Source organism: Ruegeria sp. YTSB088 (assembly GCF_059609825.1).
Genome location: NZ_JBXWMM010000021.1, coordinates 1 through 17,824, shown reverse-complemented (window position 1 = coordinate 17,824; position 17,824 = coordinate 1). Strand labels below are relative to the sequence as shown.

At 57.7% G+C, this 17,824-nt stretch carries 16 protein-coding genes and 1 riboswitch; of the genes, 10 read left to right on the top strand and 6 right to left on the bottom strand.

From position 1 onward, the window contains the following. Positions 1 to 84: 84 nt before the first annotated feature. On the bottom strand, positions 85 to 1,104 hold the full coding sequence (locus AC2FFA_RS21635; RefSeq protein WP_496853197.1) for a sugar ABC transporter substrate-binding protein: 1,020 nt from the start codon (positions 1,102 to 1,104) through the stop codon (positions 85 to 87). A gap of 254 nt (positions 1,105 to 1,358) precedes the next feature. Here AC2FFA_RS21635 and AC2FFA_RS21630 point away from each other — a divergent pair, with 254 nt between their 5' ends. The 6 genes from AC2FFA_RS21630 (at position 1,359) to AC2FFA_RS21605 (ending at position 6,342) form a co-directional block, all read left to right on the top strand. Next, positions 1,359 to 2,483, top strand: a complete 1,125-nt coding sequence (locus AC2FFA_RS21630; RefSeq protein ID WP_117874065.1) for an ROK family transcriptional regulator — start codon at positions 1,359 to 1,361, stop codon at positions 2,481 to 2,483. Between the two features lie 126 nt (positions 2,484 to 2,609). Beyond that, a riboswitch (cobalamin riboswitch) is annotated at positions 2,610 to 2,808 on the top strand. Between the two features lie 132 nt (positions 2,809 to 2,940). Further along, positions 2,941 to 3,726 (top strand): DUF4198 domain-containing protein, encoded by a 786-nt coding sequence (locus tag AC2FFA_RS21625; protein WP_496853196.1) that lies wholly within the window; start codon positions 2,941 to 2,943, stop codon positions 3,724 to 3,726. A 6-nt stretch (positions 3,727 to 3,732) separates the two neighbouring features. Continuing rightward, positions 3,733 to 4,344 (top strand): cobalt transporter CbiM, encoded by a 612-nt coding sequence (gene cbiM, locus AC2FFA_RS21620; protein WP_117873580.1) that lies wholly within the window; start codon positions 3,733 to 3,735, stop codon positions 4,342 to 4,344. Further along, positions 4,341 to 4,916, top strand: a complete 576-nt coding sequence (locus tag AC2FFA_RS21615; RefSeq protein ID WP_496853195.1) for a NikL family nickel/cobalt ECF transporter subunit — start codon at positions 4,341 to 4,343, stop codon at positions 4,914 to 4,916. The genes cbiM and AC2FFA_RS21615 overlap by 4 nt, the downstream gene beginning before the upstream one ends. Next, the gene (gene cbiQ / locus AC2FFA_RS21610; RefSeq protein WP_117873576.1) at positions 4,916 to 5,695 is read left to right on the top strand and encodes a cobalt ECF transporter T component CbiQ; all 780 of its coding nucleotides are present in this window, start codon (positions 4,916 to 4,918) and stop codon (positions 5,693 to 5,695) included. Before AC2FFA_RS21615 ends, cbiQ begins: the two co-directional genes overlap by 1 nt. Next, positions 5,692 to 6,342, top strand: coding sequence for an energy-coupling factor ABC transporter ATP-binding protein (locus AC2FFA_RS21605; RefSeq protein WP_496677344.1), 651 nt, complete (start codon positions 5,692 to 5,694; stop codon positions 6,340 to 6,342). Before cbiQ ends, AC2FFA_RS21605 begins: the two co-directional genes overlap by 4 nt. A gap of 104 nt (positions 6,343 to 6,446) precedes the next feature. Here AC2FFA_RS21605 and AC2FFA_RS21600 read toward each other — a convergent pair whose 3' ends face one another. From AC2FFA_RS21600 to AC2FFA_RS21580, 5 genes are all read right to left on the bottom strand, one after another. Next, positions 6,447 to 6,659: a hypothetical protein gene (locus AC2FFA_RS21600; protein WP_117873572.1), complete on the bottom strand. Its 213-nt coding sequence runs from the start codon at positions 6,657 to 6,659 to the stop codon at positions 6,447 to 6,449. A gap of 76 nt (positions 6,660 to 6,735) precedes the next feature. After that, positions 6,736 to 7,734, bottom strand: a complete 999-nt coding sequence (locus tag AC2FFA_RS21595; RefSeq protein WP_496853194.1) for a hypothetical protein — start codon at positions 7,732 to 7,734, stop codon at positions 6,736 to 6,738. Continuing rightward, a complete protein-coding gene (locus AC2FFA_RS21590; RefSeq protein WP_496853193.1) occupies positions 7,727 to 11,440 on the bottom strand; it encodes a hypothetical protein in 3,714 nt (1,237 codons plus the stop codon). The genes AC2FFA_RS21595 and AC2FFA_RS21590 overlap by 8 nt, the downstream gene beginning before the upstream one ends. 176 nt (positions 11,441 to 11,616) lie before the next feature. Further along, positions 11,617 to 12,462, bottom strand: coding sequence for a Rossmann-like and DUF2520 domain-containing protein (locus AC2FFA_RS21585; RefSeq protein ID WP_496853192.1), 846 nt, complete (start codon positions 12,460 to 12,462; stop codon positions 11,617 to 11,619). 22 nt (positions 12,463 to 12,484) lie between these two features. Then, positions 12,485 to 13,114, bottom strand: coding sequence for a response regulator transcription factor (locus tag AC2FFA_RS21580; protein ID WP_496677333.1), 630 nt, complete (start codon positions 13,112 to 13,114; stop codon positions 12,485 to 12,487). A gap of 220 nt (positions 13,115 to 13,334) precedes the next feature. Between AC2FFA_RS21580 and AC2FFA_RS21575 the strand changes: the two genes are divergently transcribed. The 4 genes from AC2FFA_RS21575 to AC2FFA_RS21560 are packed head-to-tail and all read left to right on the top strand — an operon-like array spanning position 13,335 to position 17,646. Beyond that, positions 13,335 to 14,576 carry a pyridoxal-phosphate-dependent aminotransferase family protein gene (locus AC2FFA_RS21575; protein ID WP_496853191.1) on the top strand — a complete coding sequence of 414 codons (1,242 nt, stop codon included), beginning with the start codon at positions 13,335 to 13,337 and terminating at the stop codon, positions 14,574 to 14,576. 15 nt (positions 14,577 to 14,591) lie between these two features. Then, positions 14,592 to 15,788 carry a malate--CoA ligase subunit beta gene (locus AC2FFA_RS21570; RefSeq protein WP_117873562.1) on the top strand — a complete coding sequence of 399 codons (1,197 nt, stop codon included), beginning with the start codon at positions 14,592 to 14,594 and terminating at the stop codon, positions 15,786 to 15,788. Continuing rightward, positions 15,788 to 16,675 carry a succinate--CoA ligase subunit alpha gene (gene sucD / locus AC2FFA_RS21565; RefSeq protein ID WP_496853190.1) on the top strand — a complete coding sequence of 296 codons (888 nt, stop codon included), beginning with the start codon at positions 15,788 to 15,790 and terminating at the stop codon, positions 16,673 to 16,675. The genes AC2FFA_RS21570 and sucD overlap by 1 nt, the downstream gene beginning before the upstream one ends. Next, positions 16,675 to 17,646, top strand: coding sequence for a 2-hydroxyacid dehydrogenase (locus AC2FFA_RS21560; RefSeq protein ID WP_496853189.1), 972 nt, complete (start codon positions 16,675 to 16,677; stop codon positions 17,644 to 17,646). Before sucD ends, AC2FFA_RS21560 begins: the two co-directional genes overlap by 1 nt. Positions 17,647 to 17,824 lie beyond the last annotated feature (178 nt).

Here is a 17,824-nt window from a genome sequence, read left to right as displayed (position 1 = left end):
CACTGACGACTCTAGCAAGTTTTCGGGCGAATGGGTGGCTTGAAAAGCGGAAGGCCGCCCTCTGCGGCCCTCCGGGTGATCAGGTCAACCCCAGCAGAGGTCCATGCCTTCTTTGACCGAGATTGACTCGACGCCATCAGCGGCCTTGTCCGTTACAAGCGCCACGCCGGTGTCAAAGAAATCCTTACCGGGTGTGTTTTCAGGTTTTACACCTTCGTCCGCCCATTTCTTGACGGCCTCAACCCCCAGTGATGCCATCAACAGCGGGTATTGCTGCGACGTTGCGCCGATAACACCATCAGAAACGTTTTGGACGCCCGGGCAACCTCCGTCCACGGAAACGATGAGTACGTCATTTTCACGTCCGATGGCTTTGAGCGCTTCATAAGCGCCTGCCGCCGCAGGTTCGTTGATGGTGTGAACAACGTTGATCGTCGGATCCTTGGCCAGTAGGTTTTCCATCGCGCGGCGACCTCCTTCTTCGTTGCCGGCAGTGACATCACTCCCGACCAGACGGGGGTCATCTTCATCGCCGATCACGTTCGGGTCTGCCAGATCAACACCGAAGCCCTGAAGGAAGCCCTGATTGCGCAGCACATCCACTGTCGGCTGGCTGACGGCAAGATCCAGTGTCGCGATTTTGGCGTCGTTGGCGGCGTCGCCCAGCGTGGCTTTGGCCCATTGTCCAATCAACAGCCCGGCAAGGAAATTGTCCGTGGCGAACGTCGCGTCAGCCGAGTCAATGGGTTCCAGCGGCGTATCCAGAGCGATTACCAGAACCCCTGCATCCCGCGCCTGCTTCACAGCCGGAACGATGGATGATGTGTCCGAGGCCGTCAGAAGAATGCCTTTGGCGCCGTCCAGAATGCAGGTCTCAATGGCTTGCACCTGCGTTTCATGGTCACCGTCGACCTTGCCCGCAAAGGCTTTCAGCGTCATTCCCAGCTCTTCCGCCTTCGCTGTCGCGCCCTCCTTCATTTTGACAAAGAACGGGTTGGTGTCCGTTTTGGTGATCAGGCAAACAGTTTCACCTTCCGCCATTGCACTGCCAGCCATGGCAGCAGCTGCCAGCGCTGTCGCGCCCGCAAGTCTTGCAAGTTTCATCGATAATCCTCCCAGTTTTTCTAATGCCTATGAGGGCACGAGAGCGATCAGGCAAAAATAACCTGATCCCATGAGAAACCATCACAAGAATCAAATATTGAGTCAATAAATAACTCACTCTTATTTATTATTGACAGGGCGGGTCGGCTTTCTCATTCTCAAGCAAGAAAGGGGTGGTCGTGCCTGAATATTCATCTCAGACAAACTCGATTGGCTCGCACGGGTCAGAGGTGCGCGGAACGAACCAAAGCGGCATGCGGGCCCGAAACGAACGCCTTGTGTTATCTCTTGTCCGGCGCCATCAGGCCCTTGCGAAGTCCGAAATCGCGCGCATGACGGGACTGTCGGCACAAACGGTTTCCGTCATTATGCGTCTATTGGAAAAGGATGGGTTGCTTCTGCGCGGTGAACCGGTTCGCGGGAAAGTCGGGCAGCCTTCTGTTCCTATGCGCCTCAATCCGGATGGTGCGTTCTTCTTTGGGCTTAAAGTCGGGCGCCGCAGTACCGAACTGGTTTTGACTGACTTTGTCGGAAACGTGCGGCAACGAGAGAGGCGAACCTATGACTATCCAACGCCGAATGCCACTTTGGATTTTTCCAGAGAGAGTCTTGGGAAAGTGATGTCGTCCATGTCACCTGAGTCCAAAAGCCGGATCGCGGGGCTCGGAATAGCTATGCCCTTTTACCTGTGGGACTGGGCGAAGACTTTGCAGGTTCCTCAGGAAAAAATGGACCCGTGGCGCGCGTCGGACTTAAAAGCGGACCTGGCTCTCAGCTGCAATATGCCAGTTTTCCTTCAAAATGACGCGACAGCGGCCTGTGGTGCGGAATTGGTTTTTGGCCCGGCTGACGGGCCAAGAGATTTTTTGTATTTCTACGTCGGCTTCTTCATTGGCGGCGGGGTGGTCCTTAATGGCTCGATCTTTTCTGGTCGGGGAAATGCAGGCGCGCTCGGTCCTTTGCCTGTTCCTGATGACGCAGGCGGTGTGAAGCCGCTGATTGACGTGGCTAGCCTTTATGTGCTCGAGCGTGCAATCACGACAGCAGGGGCAACCTCGCATTCTTTATGGGAATCGACCGAGCATTGGGATGTGCCAAAAGCTCAACTGGAGAACTGGTTGAATAAGACCGCGAGCGGGATTGCATATGCGATTGTATCATCATGCAGTTTAATCGACTTTGAATGCGTAAAGATTGACGGCTGGATGCCGCCGGACATCAAGGCGCATTTGGTTGAATTGGTCGAAAACAAACTGTCCGAGGTTAACCTGACCGGTCTTGAGCGCCCTTTGGTGCTGGCGGGGGCCGTGGGCCCGGATGCGCGCTCGCTGGGCGCAGCAAGCTTGCCGTTGTCGGAAAGGTATCTTTCAGAAGCCTAGAAGTGTATTTCCCCTTCTTCCACTGATGCTTACCAAAGCACGTCAAACCACACCAGACTTCCCAGGCTCATAACTTTTTCGACCGCCATCACAATTGATCGTTGACGGAGACTGGGATTGTCTGGCAAGCCGCTGGACATGTCCGGTTCCGGGGCGCGCTCTGGAATCAATAGGGAATGCGGTGCGGGCTCAGGCCCAATTCCGCAACTGCACCCGCAACTGTAAGCGGCGAGCAGGGCTGAAACGCCACTGGGGTTTTCCCGGGAAGGCCAGTCCGACGCTTTGACCCGCAAGTCAGGATACCTGCCGGGCATGTGCCCCCATAAGGGGCGCTCCTCATCGGCGACGGGATGTGCGTCGGAACAGGATGCCTGAAAGGGCAATTTGGCGTTGGATGTCCCGCAGTCAAAGTGAATTTCGCACCGGGATTGGCGCGACGGGACAAGGACGACTGTTCATGAAAAAGCTGCTCAGTGCAGCCGCTGCAGCGATGGCACTTCCTGCCATGGCAAATGCGCATTTCCTTTTGGAATACACCACCAACACCATGATCGAGAAACCCGGCGATGTGCCGGTCAAGCTGATCTTCTGGCATCCGTTCGAGAACGGTCATGTCATGGATATGGAAAAGCCGCAGGAATTCTATGTGATCCACAACGGCAAAAAAACTGATTTACTTGATACGCTGGAACCTGTCCGCTTCACCGGTGGAGAAAACGAGGGGGCGGCGTTCAAAGGCAGTGTTCCTGTCAAACGTTCGGGCGATTACGTGCTGGTGACGGTTCCTCAACCTTATTATGAGGAAGCCGAAGACATCTATATCCAGCAGTTCACCAAAGCGTTCCTGAACCGCAACGCATTGCCGACCGACTGGATGAACCCTGTGGGTCTGCTGACCGAGATCATACCGCTTAACAAGCCGACCAACATCATCGCGGGTTCGACCTTCACGGGCCGTGTGATGGCTGATGGTCAGCCGGTTGCAGGTGCTGAGATCGAGATCGAGTACATGGCCGCCGAACCTGGCATGGAGAGCTCGGCCGCTTCGACACCGAAGGTGTCACCAATGCCGGGTGGTGCCGTGGTCGCCATATCGGACGACAACGGGTACTTTTCGTTTGGCGTTCCAAAAGCCGGTTACTGGGGTTTCGCAGCACTAGGTTCAGGTCCAGTGACCGAACATGAGGGTAAAGAACTTAGTCAGGATGCGGTCATCTGGATCCGCGCCTGGGATCTGGAGTAAACCCAAATGCACATCGTCGACGGAGCCCTTTCCAACCCGGTCGTGGTCGGCGGTGCCGTCGCCGCTGCGGGTGGGATTGCCATGGGCCTCAGGTCACTGGATCTTGACCGCATCCCCACTGCCGGAGTGTTGTCAGCCAGTTTCTTCGTGGCATCGTTGATCCACGTACCCATTGGTCCGTCATCGGTACATTTGATCCTCAATGGCATGGCTGGACTGCTGCTTGGCTGGGCCGCATTCCCGGCTTTGTTCGTCGGGCTTTTGCTGCAGGCGGTCTTTTTCGGCTTTGGCGGATTGACGGTGTTGGGGATCAACACCGTCAATATCGCTTTGCCCGCGGTGGTGGCCGGATTGTTGTTTGGTCGTCTGATCGCGCGTGGGACGCCTTTGCAGGGTGCGATCTGGGGTGGCTTGGGTGGCGCATTTGCCATTGCGGCGACGACCGGCATGGTCGCGACTTCACTGGCACTGTCGGGGGATGAGTTCCTGCCCGCTGCCAAGCTTGTTTTCTTTGCACATATACCTGTCATGGCCATCGAAGCGATTTTGACCGGGTTCGCCGTTTTGCTGGCGCGCAAAGTCAAGCCCGAGCTGTTTGTCAGAGGAGCGACCACATGAAGCATCTGGTTATCACACTGGCTTTGTGCTGTGCGCCTTTGCCTGCGCTGGCGCATAAAGTCATAGCCGGTGTTTTTGTGTCCGGTGATGCCATAGAGGGTGAGATCGGTTTTTCCAGCGGCGATATGGCAAGCGATACCGAAGTCATTGTTACTGGCCCGGATGGGGCAGAGCTGGGTCGCACGGTGACGGATGCAGACGGGTTTTTTATCTACACTCCGTACTCAGCCGTGGCGCATACATTCTTTGCTGACCTGGGCGCCGGGCACGTGGCCCAGGTTACTATGCCTGCAGAGGACGTCGCGCAGATTATGGGTGTTGTCGCAGAAAAAGCGGACAGCGCAACTTCGGCGACCATGGCCCAGACTGTCGGTTCCGCGACTTCACTAGGCCAAGAGGAACGACAGGTTATCGCAAAGGCCGTTCGTGACGAGTTGCGCCCGCTCAGGCGCGAGATCGCGGCCTATCGCGAACAGAATGACCTGCAAACCATCCTTGGCGGGATCGGGTACATCGTTGGTCTGTTCGGTCTGGGCTTTTACATGGCGGCGCGCCGCAAGCTGGCGGCCTGATGGCACACGTCCTGGGGCACCAAGAGAAAACACTGGCCGAAGCCGGTGACGGGCCTGAAGGTCTGATCAACCTGCTGGATCCCCGGATGCGGATCGTCATGGCAGTTGCTTTTGCAGTCGTTACCGTGGCGCTGTCAGCCCTCATTGCGCTTTGCGCGGCGTTGACCGTGTCTCTTTCGCTTTTGATGATTTCACGCTTGCCGTGGCGAAAGACGTTGAAGCGAATGGCCATGATGGATGGATTCATCCTGTTTATGCTGATCCTGCTGCCCTTTTCCATGCCCGGAGATCTGATGTTCACGCTTTGGGGGTACCCGGCAAGCTGGCAAGGCTTCTGGAAAGCGGTCCAGATTTCTTTGACCGCCAATGCCGTGATCCTGTCCCTGCTGGTGTTGGTTGGCACGATGGAGCCGGTCACTCTGGGTCACGCCTTGCATCGTCTGCGTTGCCCTGAAAAGCTGGTTTACCTTCTGATGTTTACAATTCGGTATATCGAGGTGTTGCGGGAAGAGTATCTGCGCTTGCGCGCCGCCATGAAGGTGCGCGGTTTTCGGCCAGCGACCAACTGGCACACATATCGCAGCTTTGGTTACCTGGTGGGCATGATGCTGGTGCGCGCGATCGAAAGATCGGAACGCATTCTGGCCGCGATGAAGTGCCGGGGGTTTTCCGGACGTATGCCGTTGCTTCAGGAATTTGACCTGACCCGCAGAGACATTGTGTTTGCTGCTGGATTCAGCGGTCTCTGCCTGGGTCTGATCATTCTGGAATTCGTATGACACTGATCGCGCTAGAAGACATCTGTTTTTCCTACCCCGGCCAGCCACCCGTCCTCGACGGGGCAAGCCTGAGCCTGAATGCCGGGCAGCGCCTGTCTCTGACTGGTCCGAACGGTGCGGGAAAATCGACGCTCCTGCGCATCATACTTGGGTTGCAGCGCCCGAGTTCTGGCACCGTCACCGTTTTTGGTCAGCAACGCGTGGAGGAGGCGGATTTCCACGAAGTGCGCCGCCGGGTGGGGCTTGTATTTCAGGATGCGGACGATCAACTGTTCTGTCCGACCGTCGCCGAAGACATCGCCTTTGGGCCGCTCAATCTGGGCAAGACACGCGACGAAGCGCTTGCCATTGTCGATAAAGTGCTTGGCGATCTGGACTTGATGCACTTAAAGAACCGCATCACGCACAAATTGTCAGGCGGCGAAAAACGGCTGGTGACACTGGCGACAGTTCTGGCGATGGATCCCGAAGTTCTGTTGCTGGACGAACCGACGAATGCGCTGGATACGAAAAACGAAGCGCGCTTGCTGGAAATCCTGCGAGCGTTGCCACAGGCGGTTCTGCTGGTCAGTCATTCGCCGGCGTTCCGCACGGAACTGGCACCGGATGCACTGGACCTTCGCGACGGGAAGCTGGTGCCGGCCTGACCTGTTCTCGTGGCAACCAGATACAGTGGTTTCAGAAATGCTATCACGCCGCCTGAGCCAAGCCATGAAGCCGAAAGCGAACCCTGTGGGTCGTCAGGCCTGGACTATGTCCGCTTTCGGCTCATCAGCCCATATCTGACAGCCCATGCCCGAAAGGATCCGCGTCTGCGCCTGTCCTGTTTCACAGGTTGTTTGGATTGTGCACCGCCTTTGCGATTGAATTCGAATACGTCGATTACCCGCTCGGCGCAGCCACAGGCTTCGCCCATGCCGACTTTGGCGAAATAGAACTTCTCGAAACGCTCCGGGTTTTGCATGGCTGACCTCCTGATTGCATTAAACCCCTTGAAGGGAGTCTTGCCAAATCACTTTCATGCGTTTCAAGCAGCCGCGCTATGGTGCGGCAAATTCGTTTCCTGTCCAGACATTGTCCAGTTGATTGAAGACCGGTGAGGTAATGAGCATTTCAGCGGAATAAAGCAGTTGCAGCTCGTCCGCAAACCGCGTGACGCCCGGCACAAGCCCGGTGATATTGCGCCATTCTGCCCAAGTTCCGGGATTCGACAGGCTGGTCGGATTGCCGGGATCAGCTGTCTGGTGCCACCCGGCGGCGTTCAGTAGTGGCGTGAGCGCAAAGCGCGCATCATTGCTGTCGACCTCGGAACAGGCTGCGGCATCGCATTCCCAACTCGTCCAGTCTGCCGCCGCGATGGTTCCGGCGATCGGAGCGGTGGCGTCGATGACCCGAACCAAAACCTCGAAACCGCCACCAGCAGTCGGGCGGCTAAGCGACAGGGGATCGGTTGCCACGGCGTGTAAAGCCGCAGTTGGCGCCAGGCTGAGTGTTCGGCCGATCAGAGCCAGCTGCGCAGAGCCGTCTGTTGCGGGTGCAGACCCCGCAGCAGCCAGTATCCTGACAGGTGTCAAAATCGGAACCGCGCCACCGCGGATCGTGATTTCCTGCACCGCATTGTCAAATGCCGGAACAAAGTCGCTGCGGATCGTATAGGTCAACGGGAAGCTGGGTTGTTGTGGCCCCGCAGGTCGGGCACCGTCACGTGTGACAAAGGACAATGGTGGAACGGCACCGGGCTGTGGCAGCGAAATCTGCGGCCCTGCTATGCCCAGCGCGGCCGCGATCATGCGCGAGCGCTGTTCGGCCTCTCCATATTCGCTCAGCAGATTTAAGTAGCCACCGATCTCGGTGATGTTGCGCGGGGCAGGGATGCGGGATGGGGCAATGTCGCCAGCGATGGCCAGCCTGTGGGCTATAACCTCTCGGGCGCGCTGTATCGCCGGAGAATTGGTGGTTTCAAGAATATTGATGATGGCCTCGGCAAGGCTTTCATCGATGCCCGGTTCGGGGGTTGCATTTGTGCTGGTGTCACTCATCGTCGTCCTCCGCAGGGGCGCTCAGGCCATTGAGGAAATCCAGAACGGATTGGCTGCCGGCCTTGGTTGCGCTGCCGTCATCCGCATCCGTATTGGCTTTGGTAAAGGCCCCGAAAAGCTTGGCCAGAAGCAACGTGTTGGAAGGATTGGCCAGAGCCGCAGCACCACCGGGGAAATCCTTGAACAGGTTTTGAACGAAACCGGCCCGGTTGCCATCCGGTTGCCCGCCAATCAGCGCTGAAACTCCGGAAGCGTTCTTGGCGATATCCTCAAACCCCTTGAGCTTTGCGGCATTGTCGGCAGCTGTCTTTTTCTTCTCGGCGGCCTGCTTTTTGGCTTCTTCTTCTTTGCGGGCCGTAGCGATCTCTTGCCCCTTGCCCGCAAGCTCAGTGGCCTTGCCGACAAGCTCTTTGGTCAGATCCGTCGCCGTGTCTATGGCCTTGTCCCGACCGGCGGCGACCGATTGCGTTTCAAGGGCCAGTTGCGCCTGCAACTCTTTCAGGCCCGTCAAATCGGTTCCCGCCCGTGCAAGATCAGGCGCGGCTTTGAGGATCTCGGCCAGTTGCGAAGTGGGCACGGCCTGGCCCGTGCCAATGTCGCCACCGGCGATGGTGAGCGTGTTCGAAGGTTGATTGGCCGGCAGGTCTGATGGCGCACGGGTGCCAAAGATCGCATCGCTGTCTGCGGGCAGGACCGGCGTGTCGCCAACCGGGGGTGGCGTCGGGCTGTCCTGCCAGTTCCAGAAGCGGCGATGGTCGATCATCTCGCAGGAATTGCAGCGGCCCAGAACGGCCTCGCCCAACAGGCCCCTGGTCGGCAGCGAGATCGTTCGGCGCGGTGGTCGGAAGTCTTCGCGATGGAAGGCCAGCAGGCTGTCCTGAATGTCGCCGGTCCGCATCTCCATTCTGTCGGCCAGATCGGGCGGGATCGAGAAGGGCATGATCATCGCATTGCCGTAGAAGCCCAACACCTTGTTCTGGACCGTGCTGAGCAGCGATATCTCGCTTGAGGCGTCATCCAACCCGCCATCGGGCACGCCGATGGTGAAGCGTTCCAGCAGGATGGCCCGTTCCTCATCCGTCATACTGGCCCAGATCACGCGGGAATAACGAACGGTGTCGGCAACGATATGCTGATACATTTCTTCGATCCGGCGCAGATCACGACGCGACAGCACGTCCGGCACTTCCTGTACGGAATAGGGCAGGGTCGCTGGCAAAGCCTGGAATGTGTTGTCGTCAACGATGGTCTGTGCGTCTTCGTTCATGCGCGCCTCAAACTCGCTGATCATTGGCGCGCCGATCAGATCGTCGAAATCCGAACCCGAAATCGTCGTGTGAAGGCTCCGGTTGATGTTGCGCGTGGCGCGATCCAGATCATCGGCATCTTCTAGGTTCGAGATATGCTCCCAAATGTTGAAGATGTTGATCGGGTCGGGGCCGGTATAGAATGAGTAGGCAAAAGAGCCCGTCCGCCTGCGCAACTCGACGCGGGCGATGTCCGAACGTTCGACCGAGCGGGGCAAAGCCACGGATCCGGTATAAGTCCGCCGATTCGTTGGATCGCGGCGCGCGTCAGCCAGCCGAACCAGCAAGTTTTCACGTGTCTCGGCAGGCAAGTCATGCAGGTTGTCGATGTCAATCGGCGATCCGGTCAGAGGCACCGGTCCGACGCGGTCGCCATCCTGAGTGAAGATCACGGCGGAAATGTCATCGTTGGGCATAAAAGTGCCCTGAGCCTCAAAACTGACGATGTCCTGCGCGACACCCGGAGCATTTTGCGGAGATGCGTCCTTGTCGGCATAAAACTCTTCCAGCAGTTTGAGCGCGGTGCGGAATCTGCGACGGTTTCGGAACACGCGACGGAAAACGTCTGCGTGGCGCAGGATCACTTTGTATCGGTGCAGCAACCCGGACCGGTTGACATTGCCCGGCAATTGATCGCCTTGCCCCAGGCGGCGAAAGCGGATGAGTTGCATTGGAACGAAGACCACCAATTGCACCCCTTCGATCCGCGTTTCCAGGGAAAAGTCGCGCAGAACTTCGAACCATTGCATCGTCATTGCATGACAATGGTTGCGGTTGGCCACGAACTTTGTTGTCGCCGTCCGCCGATCACTTGCCGTTGCGGTTCGCACACTTGTTCGGGCAGAGTTTCTTTTGACAGAAGCGGCCCGTTCCAGCGCGGCCGAGAACGTCTCATGCGTATCTGACAGAAAATCGCGTGACGTGTTCTGCGTGTTGGACGAACTGCCTGACGAGTTGGAACTGGAGCGCGCTCCGCTGAAGCCGACCCCGCCAACTATGGCCCCGATGCCGCCAAACAGACCGCCACCAATGCCACCTGCACCACCAAAACTCTTTGTAGACGCCTTGGTCGAGAAGGAGGACGTACCGCGGATCACTTCATCAAGCGCGGTTTCAAACGTACTGTTGAAGGAAGTGTCGCGCGCTTCTTCGAATTCCTGTTGTTCCTCGAACGTCAGGCTTTCACGTTCGCGCACGGTCAGGGTTTCACGTTGTTCCGAAACGACGATCCGCTGTTCCTCGCCCGGGGCAAGCGGCAGGGAATAGACCAGACGGCCCAACGACATACCGGCGTGAACGGCGGTCGAGCGCATCTTGGCAATGTAGCCGAGCGCAAGGCTGGAGGCCTTTGGCACATCTTGCGGGCGCTGCTCAAGATCTTCGAAGAAATCTTCTACATCAATGGGTTCGTCAATTGGTATCCGGTCGCGAAAATCCCAGTCTCCGCCGTCATTGTTGAAAGCGTTCAAAAGGGTTTCGGCAGAAAGGTTGGCCTGCGCAAAAGTGCTGCCCGGGATTGTCGTGACAAAGCGATTGCCGCCAACAGGGCGGGTTCGGACGATATTTTTCGGCCCGACCAGCGGATCAATCAACCGGTAGAGAACCGAATAGCGCCGTCGTGAAACTGTGCCACCTTCGGTCCGGTATTCCGAGGCGCAGTCACCTTCGCCCAGCACGATGGGCGCCTGCGTGCCGGTGAAATCGGATATGTTCTCTTCCGCATCCTCGGGATCCACCGGTAGAAAATCAGCAAGCTCGCCCAAGACCGAGCGCTGCAAAGGGAGGACAGTGCGATCCAGCACCACAAGTCCCAGTTCGCCATCCAATGCATCAATGCGCGGCACCGCTTCAGTCAGAGTGGTGTTCTGCCCGCGAATTCGCAACCTCAGGCCATTTTGCGGCAGCCGCAAGTTGGGCAGATCAAGGGAAAACAGGCCCCGCGCATCCGTAACGGCGGCTTTTACAGCCCAGGAAAAATCCGCGTTGTCGATACCTTCATTGGCGGTAAAGGTGGGGCGCAGCGCTTCAACGATTACCCGCTCGGCGGGGGCCCCGTCGGGATTGATCAGTTCTCCGCGCAGTTTCGGGGCAAGGGTAGGGACGACAGCGCCCAGAAATCCCTCGGCCAGATCTTTGCGAATGGTTTCGAGCTGTCGAAAGACTGCACCAGTGGCCTGCACGCGCTGATCGACCAGATCGTTGATTACTTCGGCGGACAGGTCGATACCGACACCACGGCGCAACGCCTTGAGTTTCTCGGCTTCGACGCGTCTGAGATCGTCAACACTGTCAGCTGTAAAGCTGGCCGATCCTGAGATTTCCGCCGAGATCGTGGGATTTGGTCGGGAGGTCGGAAGGGACAGCGTAATACGCGGGGGCTCACTGCTGGAGTCGGACATGAAGTCACCTCGTTGGAAAGCGCGGCAAGAAACTGAGTGCGGGGAAAATTAAATCTTGAAAGTTGACCCAACGTAACACGTTTCAGGGATTCGCAAAAGAAACGCTCGGGCCTGCCTTTTCCGCGACGCGTTTCGAGCGCAGGTTCCAAAATGCTTTCCAGCAATGGATCTGGCGATTATTTCGTGAAACCGGTTGCCTTCAGTTTCTGCGCCAGCGAACTCATTTGCCTGTAAATTTCACCTGCATCGCGGTGCCACGCCGCTACATCCGCACCCTGCCGGGCAACGACCTCTTCGTCCCCTCTTGCCGCTGGACCGGTCAGGGCAGCTTGCGGCCCAAGAAGGTCGACGTTTTCGACTGTGCTGCTCAACAAACCAGCGTTGAGCTTGCGGGCAGTTTCGTCCGGCACGCCCGCCTCGGCCCACGCCTCGCGGGCGATGGCCTGCAAGACAACGGCGAAGTTGTTCGATATCACAGCGGCTGCATGATACAGGCTTTTGCTTTCAGACCGGATGGGAAAACAGGTGGCCCCCAATCCTTCCAGAAGCGGCTGAATGAACGCTGTGGCTTCTTCGTCGCCTTCCAACCCGCACAGCGCCTCTTTGAATTGCGCGGCAGCGGCCTTTGGATCGGCGAAGGACAGGACGGGGTGAACGCTGGCCAGAGACCACGAGAGGCTGCGCAACGACGCCAGTTGCTCGGCGGGATAATAGCCGCTGCAATGGAACGCCACTGAAGTCCTCCCGGTTATTTCTTGGTTCTCGAACGCCTCTTTCAATTCGTGGGCCACCGAAGAAATTTGCGTGTCGGGCACTGATATGATCCACAGATCAGCGGGTCGCAAATCGGCATAGCTTCCTGCAACGCGCCCGGTTTTGGACAATTGGGCGGCTTCATTTGCCGAGTGAAAGGATGTGCTCAGAACATCCTGAATACGGCAGCCATCAGTGCCATCCAGAAGGCTGATCAGCGTTTTGCCGACCCGCCCGGCACCGACAACGTTTATTTTGATTTCAGTCATCCGGGCTCTCTGTTCTCGTCGTCTAGTCGGCGCCACGGTGGGACGAATAGAAAAACGCAATGGCTTGTGTTCTGTTTTTGACGTTCAGCTTCTCATAGATATTTGACAGGTGAAACTTGACCGTGTTGGTGGATATCTGAAGTTCCTTGGACAGTTCCCGGTTCGACATCCCCTGTGCCAAGGCCTCCAGAATGGCGCGTTCCTTGCGTGAAAGGCTTTGAATCGGATCCTGTTTCATCTTCCGGACGTCGATGAACGGAAACACCATCTTGCCTGCTGCCACTTCGGCACAGGTCTCGAGAAGCACGTCAACCTCGCCCGAGCGGGCAGCAAATCCAGCGGCACCCGCCTGCATGGCCAATCGCGGGACATCTCCGGAGGCATCGCCGTAGATCACAAAGCGCGGAGCATCGGCCTGATCGCGCAACACCTCGATCAATTTGGCAGCGCCCAGGGCCGGAAGCGTCCAGTCCACAACGCCGACCTGAACAGGTATCCGCATCACCGTTCCCAGAAAACCTTCTGCCGTCGCCGACGTGGCAACCAGAGAGAATCGCGGATCACGTTCGAATATTTCCGACATGGCAGACAGAACCAGCGGATTGCTGTCGGCAAGCATGATGTCGATGGGTTTGCCCGATGTTTCAACCATATGATTTTGCCCTGACTTTCTAAAAAACTACCCAAAAGAATGGGGATATTTTCGGTATACCTTGGTATTTTTACCAATATAGGTAGGTAAAACCCCATACTTTTAGACATCCAAAAGCAGTAGTAAGTTACGTTGCGCCGTTGGGCAAGCTCGCGTTTTCTGGTCGACACCTTAACACATCAGGCCGCAATGCCCGGCCAACTGCCGAGGACGTCAGACCATGACTTTTCAGATTTTCCCTCCGCTCGAAATTCCCGAGACCCTCGCCGCGGGGCCAGGGCCGGGCAACACGGATGTACGTGTTCTGAAAGCCTTCGCCGACGCAGGTGTTGCCGATCACATGCAGGGCGATGTCCTCAGGGGCATGATCGAATGCAAGCATATGCTGCGGAAAATCTGGGGCACTGGAAACGCTTATACGTTCGCTGTCGCGGGTACCGGCTGGAGCGCTCTGGACACCATGTTCTCGGCCGTCATGCCGGGCGACAAGGTTGTTGCGTTCACCAACGGCACATTCTCGGGGATCGACGCGCTGACGCTGCGGATCAAGGCGGCCACGGCCGCCGAGCACGCGGCCAGCCCACTTGACCCACAGGCGGCGAGTGTCACAGTAGTCGAAGTTCCACATGGCCAACCGGTGGCGGCTGAGATGGTTGAAGCCGCTCTGGCTGGACACAAACCGAAATGGGCCTTCATGGCGCATTGGGAAACCGGATCCGGCAGGGTGAACGACCTGCGCGGTTTCTCGGACGCGTGTGAACGTCATGGGGCGATGGGGCTGATCGATGCGGTTTCGTCTCTGGGTGTCGAAGACTTTTCGATCGATGACTATCCGGGTGTCGCAGGTTGGGCATCCTGTCCACAGAAAGGCCTGTGCTGCCTGCCGCTGACCTATGCCCCTGTCAGCTTTACCGATGCCTATATCGAGACGTTGAAATCCACAGGTGCCTATACCTATGTGCACAATCCGATTTTTGAGGCCCGTCACTGGGGCATCGTCGATGGGCAGGACGTGGAAAAGGGCACCTACCACCGAACCCATTCGGGGTACGCGGTGGCTGCGTTCCACGAGTCATTGCGCCTGACCTTGCTGGAAGGTCTGGCCAAGCGGTCGATGTCTTACCGGACGCATGAAAAAGTTCTTCGGGACGCGGTGACCGAGATGGGATGCGAGGTCACCTCGGACATGCCCAGCCTGATCGTGCTCAACCTGCCTTCCGAACTTTCTGGCCGCGAGATGGAACTGGTGCAGAACTGCCGTGCGCGCGGGTTTGGCATCTGGCCCACTTTGAGCGAACCGGTGCAGGTGCGCATCGGCATCCTCAATCAATTGAATCGCGGGGCCGTCAGCCGGATCGTACGCCTGTTCGCCGAAGCCATTCGCGAGCTGGGCGGTGAGGTTGATCAAGACGCGATCGAAGCTCTGCTGGAAAGCCGTTACGGCACTTCAATAGCTGCGTAAACAGGAGCGCATCAGATGGATATCCACGAATACCAGGCGAAAGAAGTTCTTTCGAAATTTGGCGTCGATGTGCCCGCGGGTGCGCTTGCCTACAGTCCTGAACAAGCGGCCTACCGGGCGCGTGAACTGGGTGGCGACAAATGGATTGTCAAGGCGCAGGTCCATGCGGGCGGTCGCGGCAAGGCCGGAGGGGTCAAGCTTTGCAACAGCGAAAACGAAATCTACAAGGCTTGTGATGATCTGTTCGGTCGCAAGCTGGTCACGCATCAGACAGGTCCTGAAGGCAAAGGCATCTATCGTGTTTATGTCGAAGCCGCAGTACCGATTGACCGCGAAATTTACCTTGGCTTTGTTCTGGACCGCTCCAGCCAGCGGGTGATGATCGTTGCCTCGTCCGAAGGCGGAATGGAGATCGAGGATATCTCGGCCGACCGCCCCGACAGCATAGTAAGGTCCATCGTGGAACCGGCCGTCGGGCTTCAGGAATTTCAGGCCCGTGAAATCGCCTTCAATCTTGGGGTTGAAGCCAAACTGATCCAGCAAATGGTGCGGACGTTTCAGGGCTGTTATGCCGCCTTCAGCAATCTCGACGCCACGATGGTTGAAATCAACCCGCTGGTCATCACCGGTGATGATCGGGTGCTGGCGCTGGATGCCAAGATGAGCTTTGACGACAACGCCCTGTTCCGCCACCCCCAGATCGCCGAATTGCGCGACAAGAGCCAGGAAGACCCGCGCGAAAGCCGCGCCGCGGATCGTGGGCTGTCATATGTCGGACTTGACGGCAATATCGGCTGCATCGTCAACGGGGCCGGTCTAGCGATGGCCACCATGGACACGATCAAGCTGGCAGGCGGCGAGCCTGCAAATTTCCTCGACATCGGGGGAGGCGCGTCACCTGAACGGGTGGCCAAGGCGTTCCGGCTGGTTCTGTCGGATGACAATGTTCAGGCCATTCTGGTCAACATCTTCGCTGGTATCAACCGCTGCGACTGGGTGGCTGAAGGTGTCGTGCAGGCGTTGAAGGAACTTGATCTCGATCTTCCGGTCGTTGTGCGGCTGGCCGGAACGAATGTCGAAGAAGGCCAGAAAATCCTTGCCAAATCCGGACTGCCGATCATTCGCGCCACGACGCTGATGGAGGCGGCAGAACGCGCTGTGGGCGCGTGGAAAAACGACCTTACTCAAGGCACCAAGATGAGGGCTGTTTAATGAGCATTCTTCTCAATCGTGACACGCGCGTCATCGTACAGGGCATCACCGGTCGTATGGCCCGGTTCCATACCAAGGACATGCTGAACTATGGCACAAACGTGGTGGGTGGCGTGGTGCCCGGCAAGGGTGGCGAAACCGTCGAAGGCGTTCCGGTTTTTGACACCGTCAAGCAGGCCGTCGAAGTCACCGGCGCGGATGCCAGCCTGGTCTTCGTGCCGCCCCCGTTCGCTGCGGATTCGATCATGGAGGCCGCAGATGCCGGTATCCGCTATTGCGTCTGCATCACCGACGGCATTCCGGCACAGGATATGATCCGGGTAAAACGGTATATGTATCGCTACCCCAAAGAGAAGCGCATGGTGCTGACCGGTCCGAACTGCGCCGGCACCATCTCGCCCGGAAAGGCGTTGTTGGGCATCATGCCGGGACATATCTATCTTCCCGGACATGTAGGGATCATCGGTCGCTCGGGGACATTGGGTTATGAGGCGGCGGCCCAGCTGAAAGAGCGTGGGATCGGCGTTTCGACCAGCGTCGGGATCGGAGGCGACCCGATAAACGGGTCATCCTTCAAAGACATCCTTCAGCGGTTTGAAGATGACGAAGACACGCATGTCATTGCGATGATAGGTGAAATCGGAGGCCCGCAGGAGGCGGAAGCCGCCGAATATATTCGCGACCACATCTCCAAACCTGTGATCGCCTATGTCGCCGGCCTGACAGCTCCGAAAGGCCGTACCATGGGGCACGCAGGTGCGATCATCTCGGCCTTCGGCGAAAGCGCCAGCGAAAAGGTCGAGATTCTTTCCGCCGCAGGTGTCACCGTGGCCGAAAACCCTGCCGTGATCGGTGAGACAATCGCCCGAGTGATGGAGGCTGCGTGATGGTCAAACCTTCGGTTCTGGTAACCCGTCGCTGGCCCGCTGCCGTTGAGGCACAGCTGGCCGAGAACTACAACACCGTACTGAACATCGGGGACAAACCCATGTCCCCGGCTGAAATCCGGCAAGCGTTGAAATCTTATGACGCCGTTCTGCCCACTGTAACGGACACGCTGAGCGCCGAGGCACTGGATGTGCCAGGTGTACAGACGAAGATTCTTGCCAATTATGGTGTTGGGTACAGCCATATCTGCGAGCCATCGGCACGCGAATTGGGTATGACCGTGACCAACACGCCCTATGTTTTGTCCGAATGCACCGCCGATATCGCCATGACCCTTCTGCTGATGGTTGCGCGTCGGGCAGGTGAGGGCGAACGCGAGCTGCGTTCAGGTAAGTGGACAGGATGGCGACCGACGCATCTGGTGGGAACCAAGGTCAGCGGTAAGACACTGGGCATCATCGGATATGGCCGTATCGGACAGGAGATGGCACGCCGTGCTCATCACGGGTTCGGTATGGACGTGCTGGTCTGCAACCGAAGCGCCGTATCGCCCGATGTTCTCGCCGAATGCAATGCGAGACAGGTGGACACCATAGACGACCTGCTGCCGCAATGTGACTTTGTCTCATTGCATTGTCCGGGCGGCGCAGCCAACCGTCATCTGATCAATTCGCGCAGACTTGGCCTGATGAGGCCCCACGCATTCCTGATAAATACCGCACGGGGCGAAGTGATCGACGAATGGGCGCTGATCCAGGCTTTGATGTTTGACATGATCGGCGGCGCTGCATTGGACGTTTTCGATGATGAACCGCGTGTCAGCCCGGACCTGTTGCAATGCGACAACCTCGTCATGCTGCCTCATCTGGGCAGTGCAACACGCGAAGCACGCGAGGCGATGGGGTTTCGGGTTCTCGACAACCTGAGCGATTTTTTCGAAGGCCGTGAACCTCGGGACCGTGTGATCTGAGGGCACCATCAAACACCACGCAATGGCTTCCAACGCAGCCCTGGCTGTATTGCGTTCCCCTATAAGGAGATATGACCCGTGAATGCACCGCATCGTTCAGACGGATTTTTCACCCAGTCCCTTGCTGATCGTGATCCTGAGCTTTTTGGCTCGATCACGTCGGAACTGGGTCGTCAGC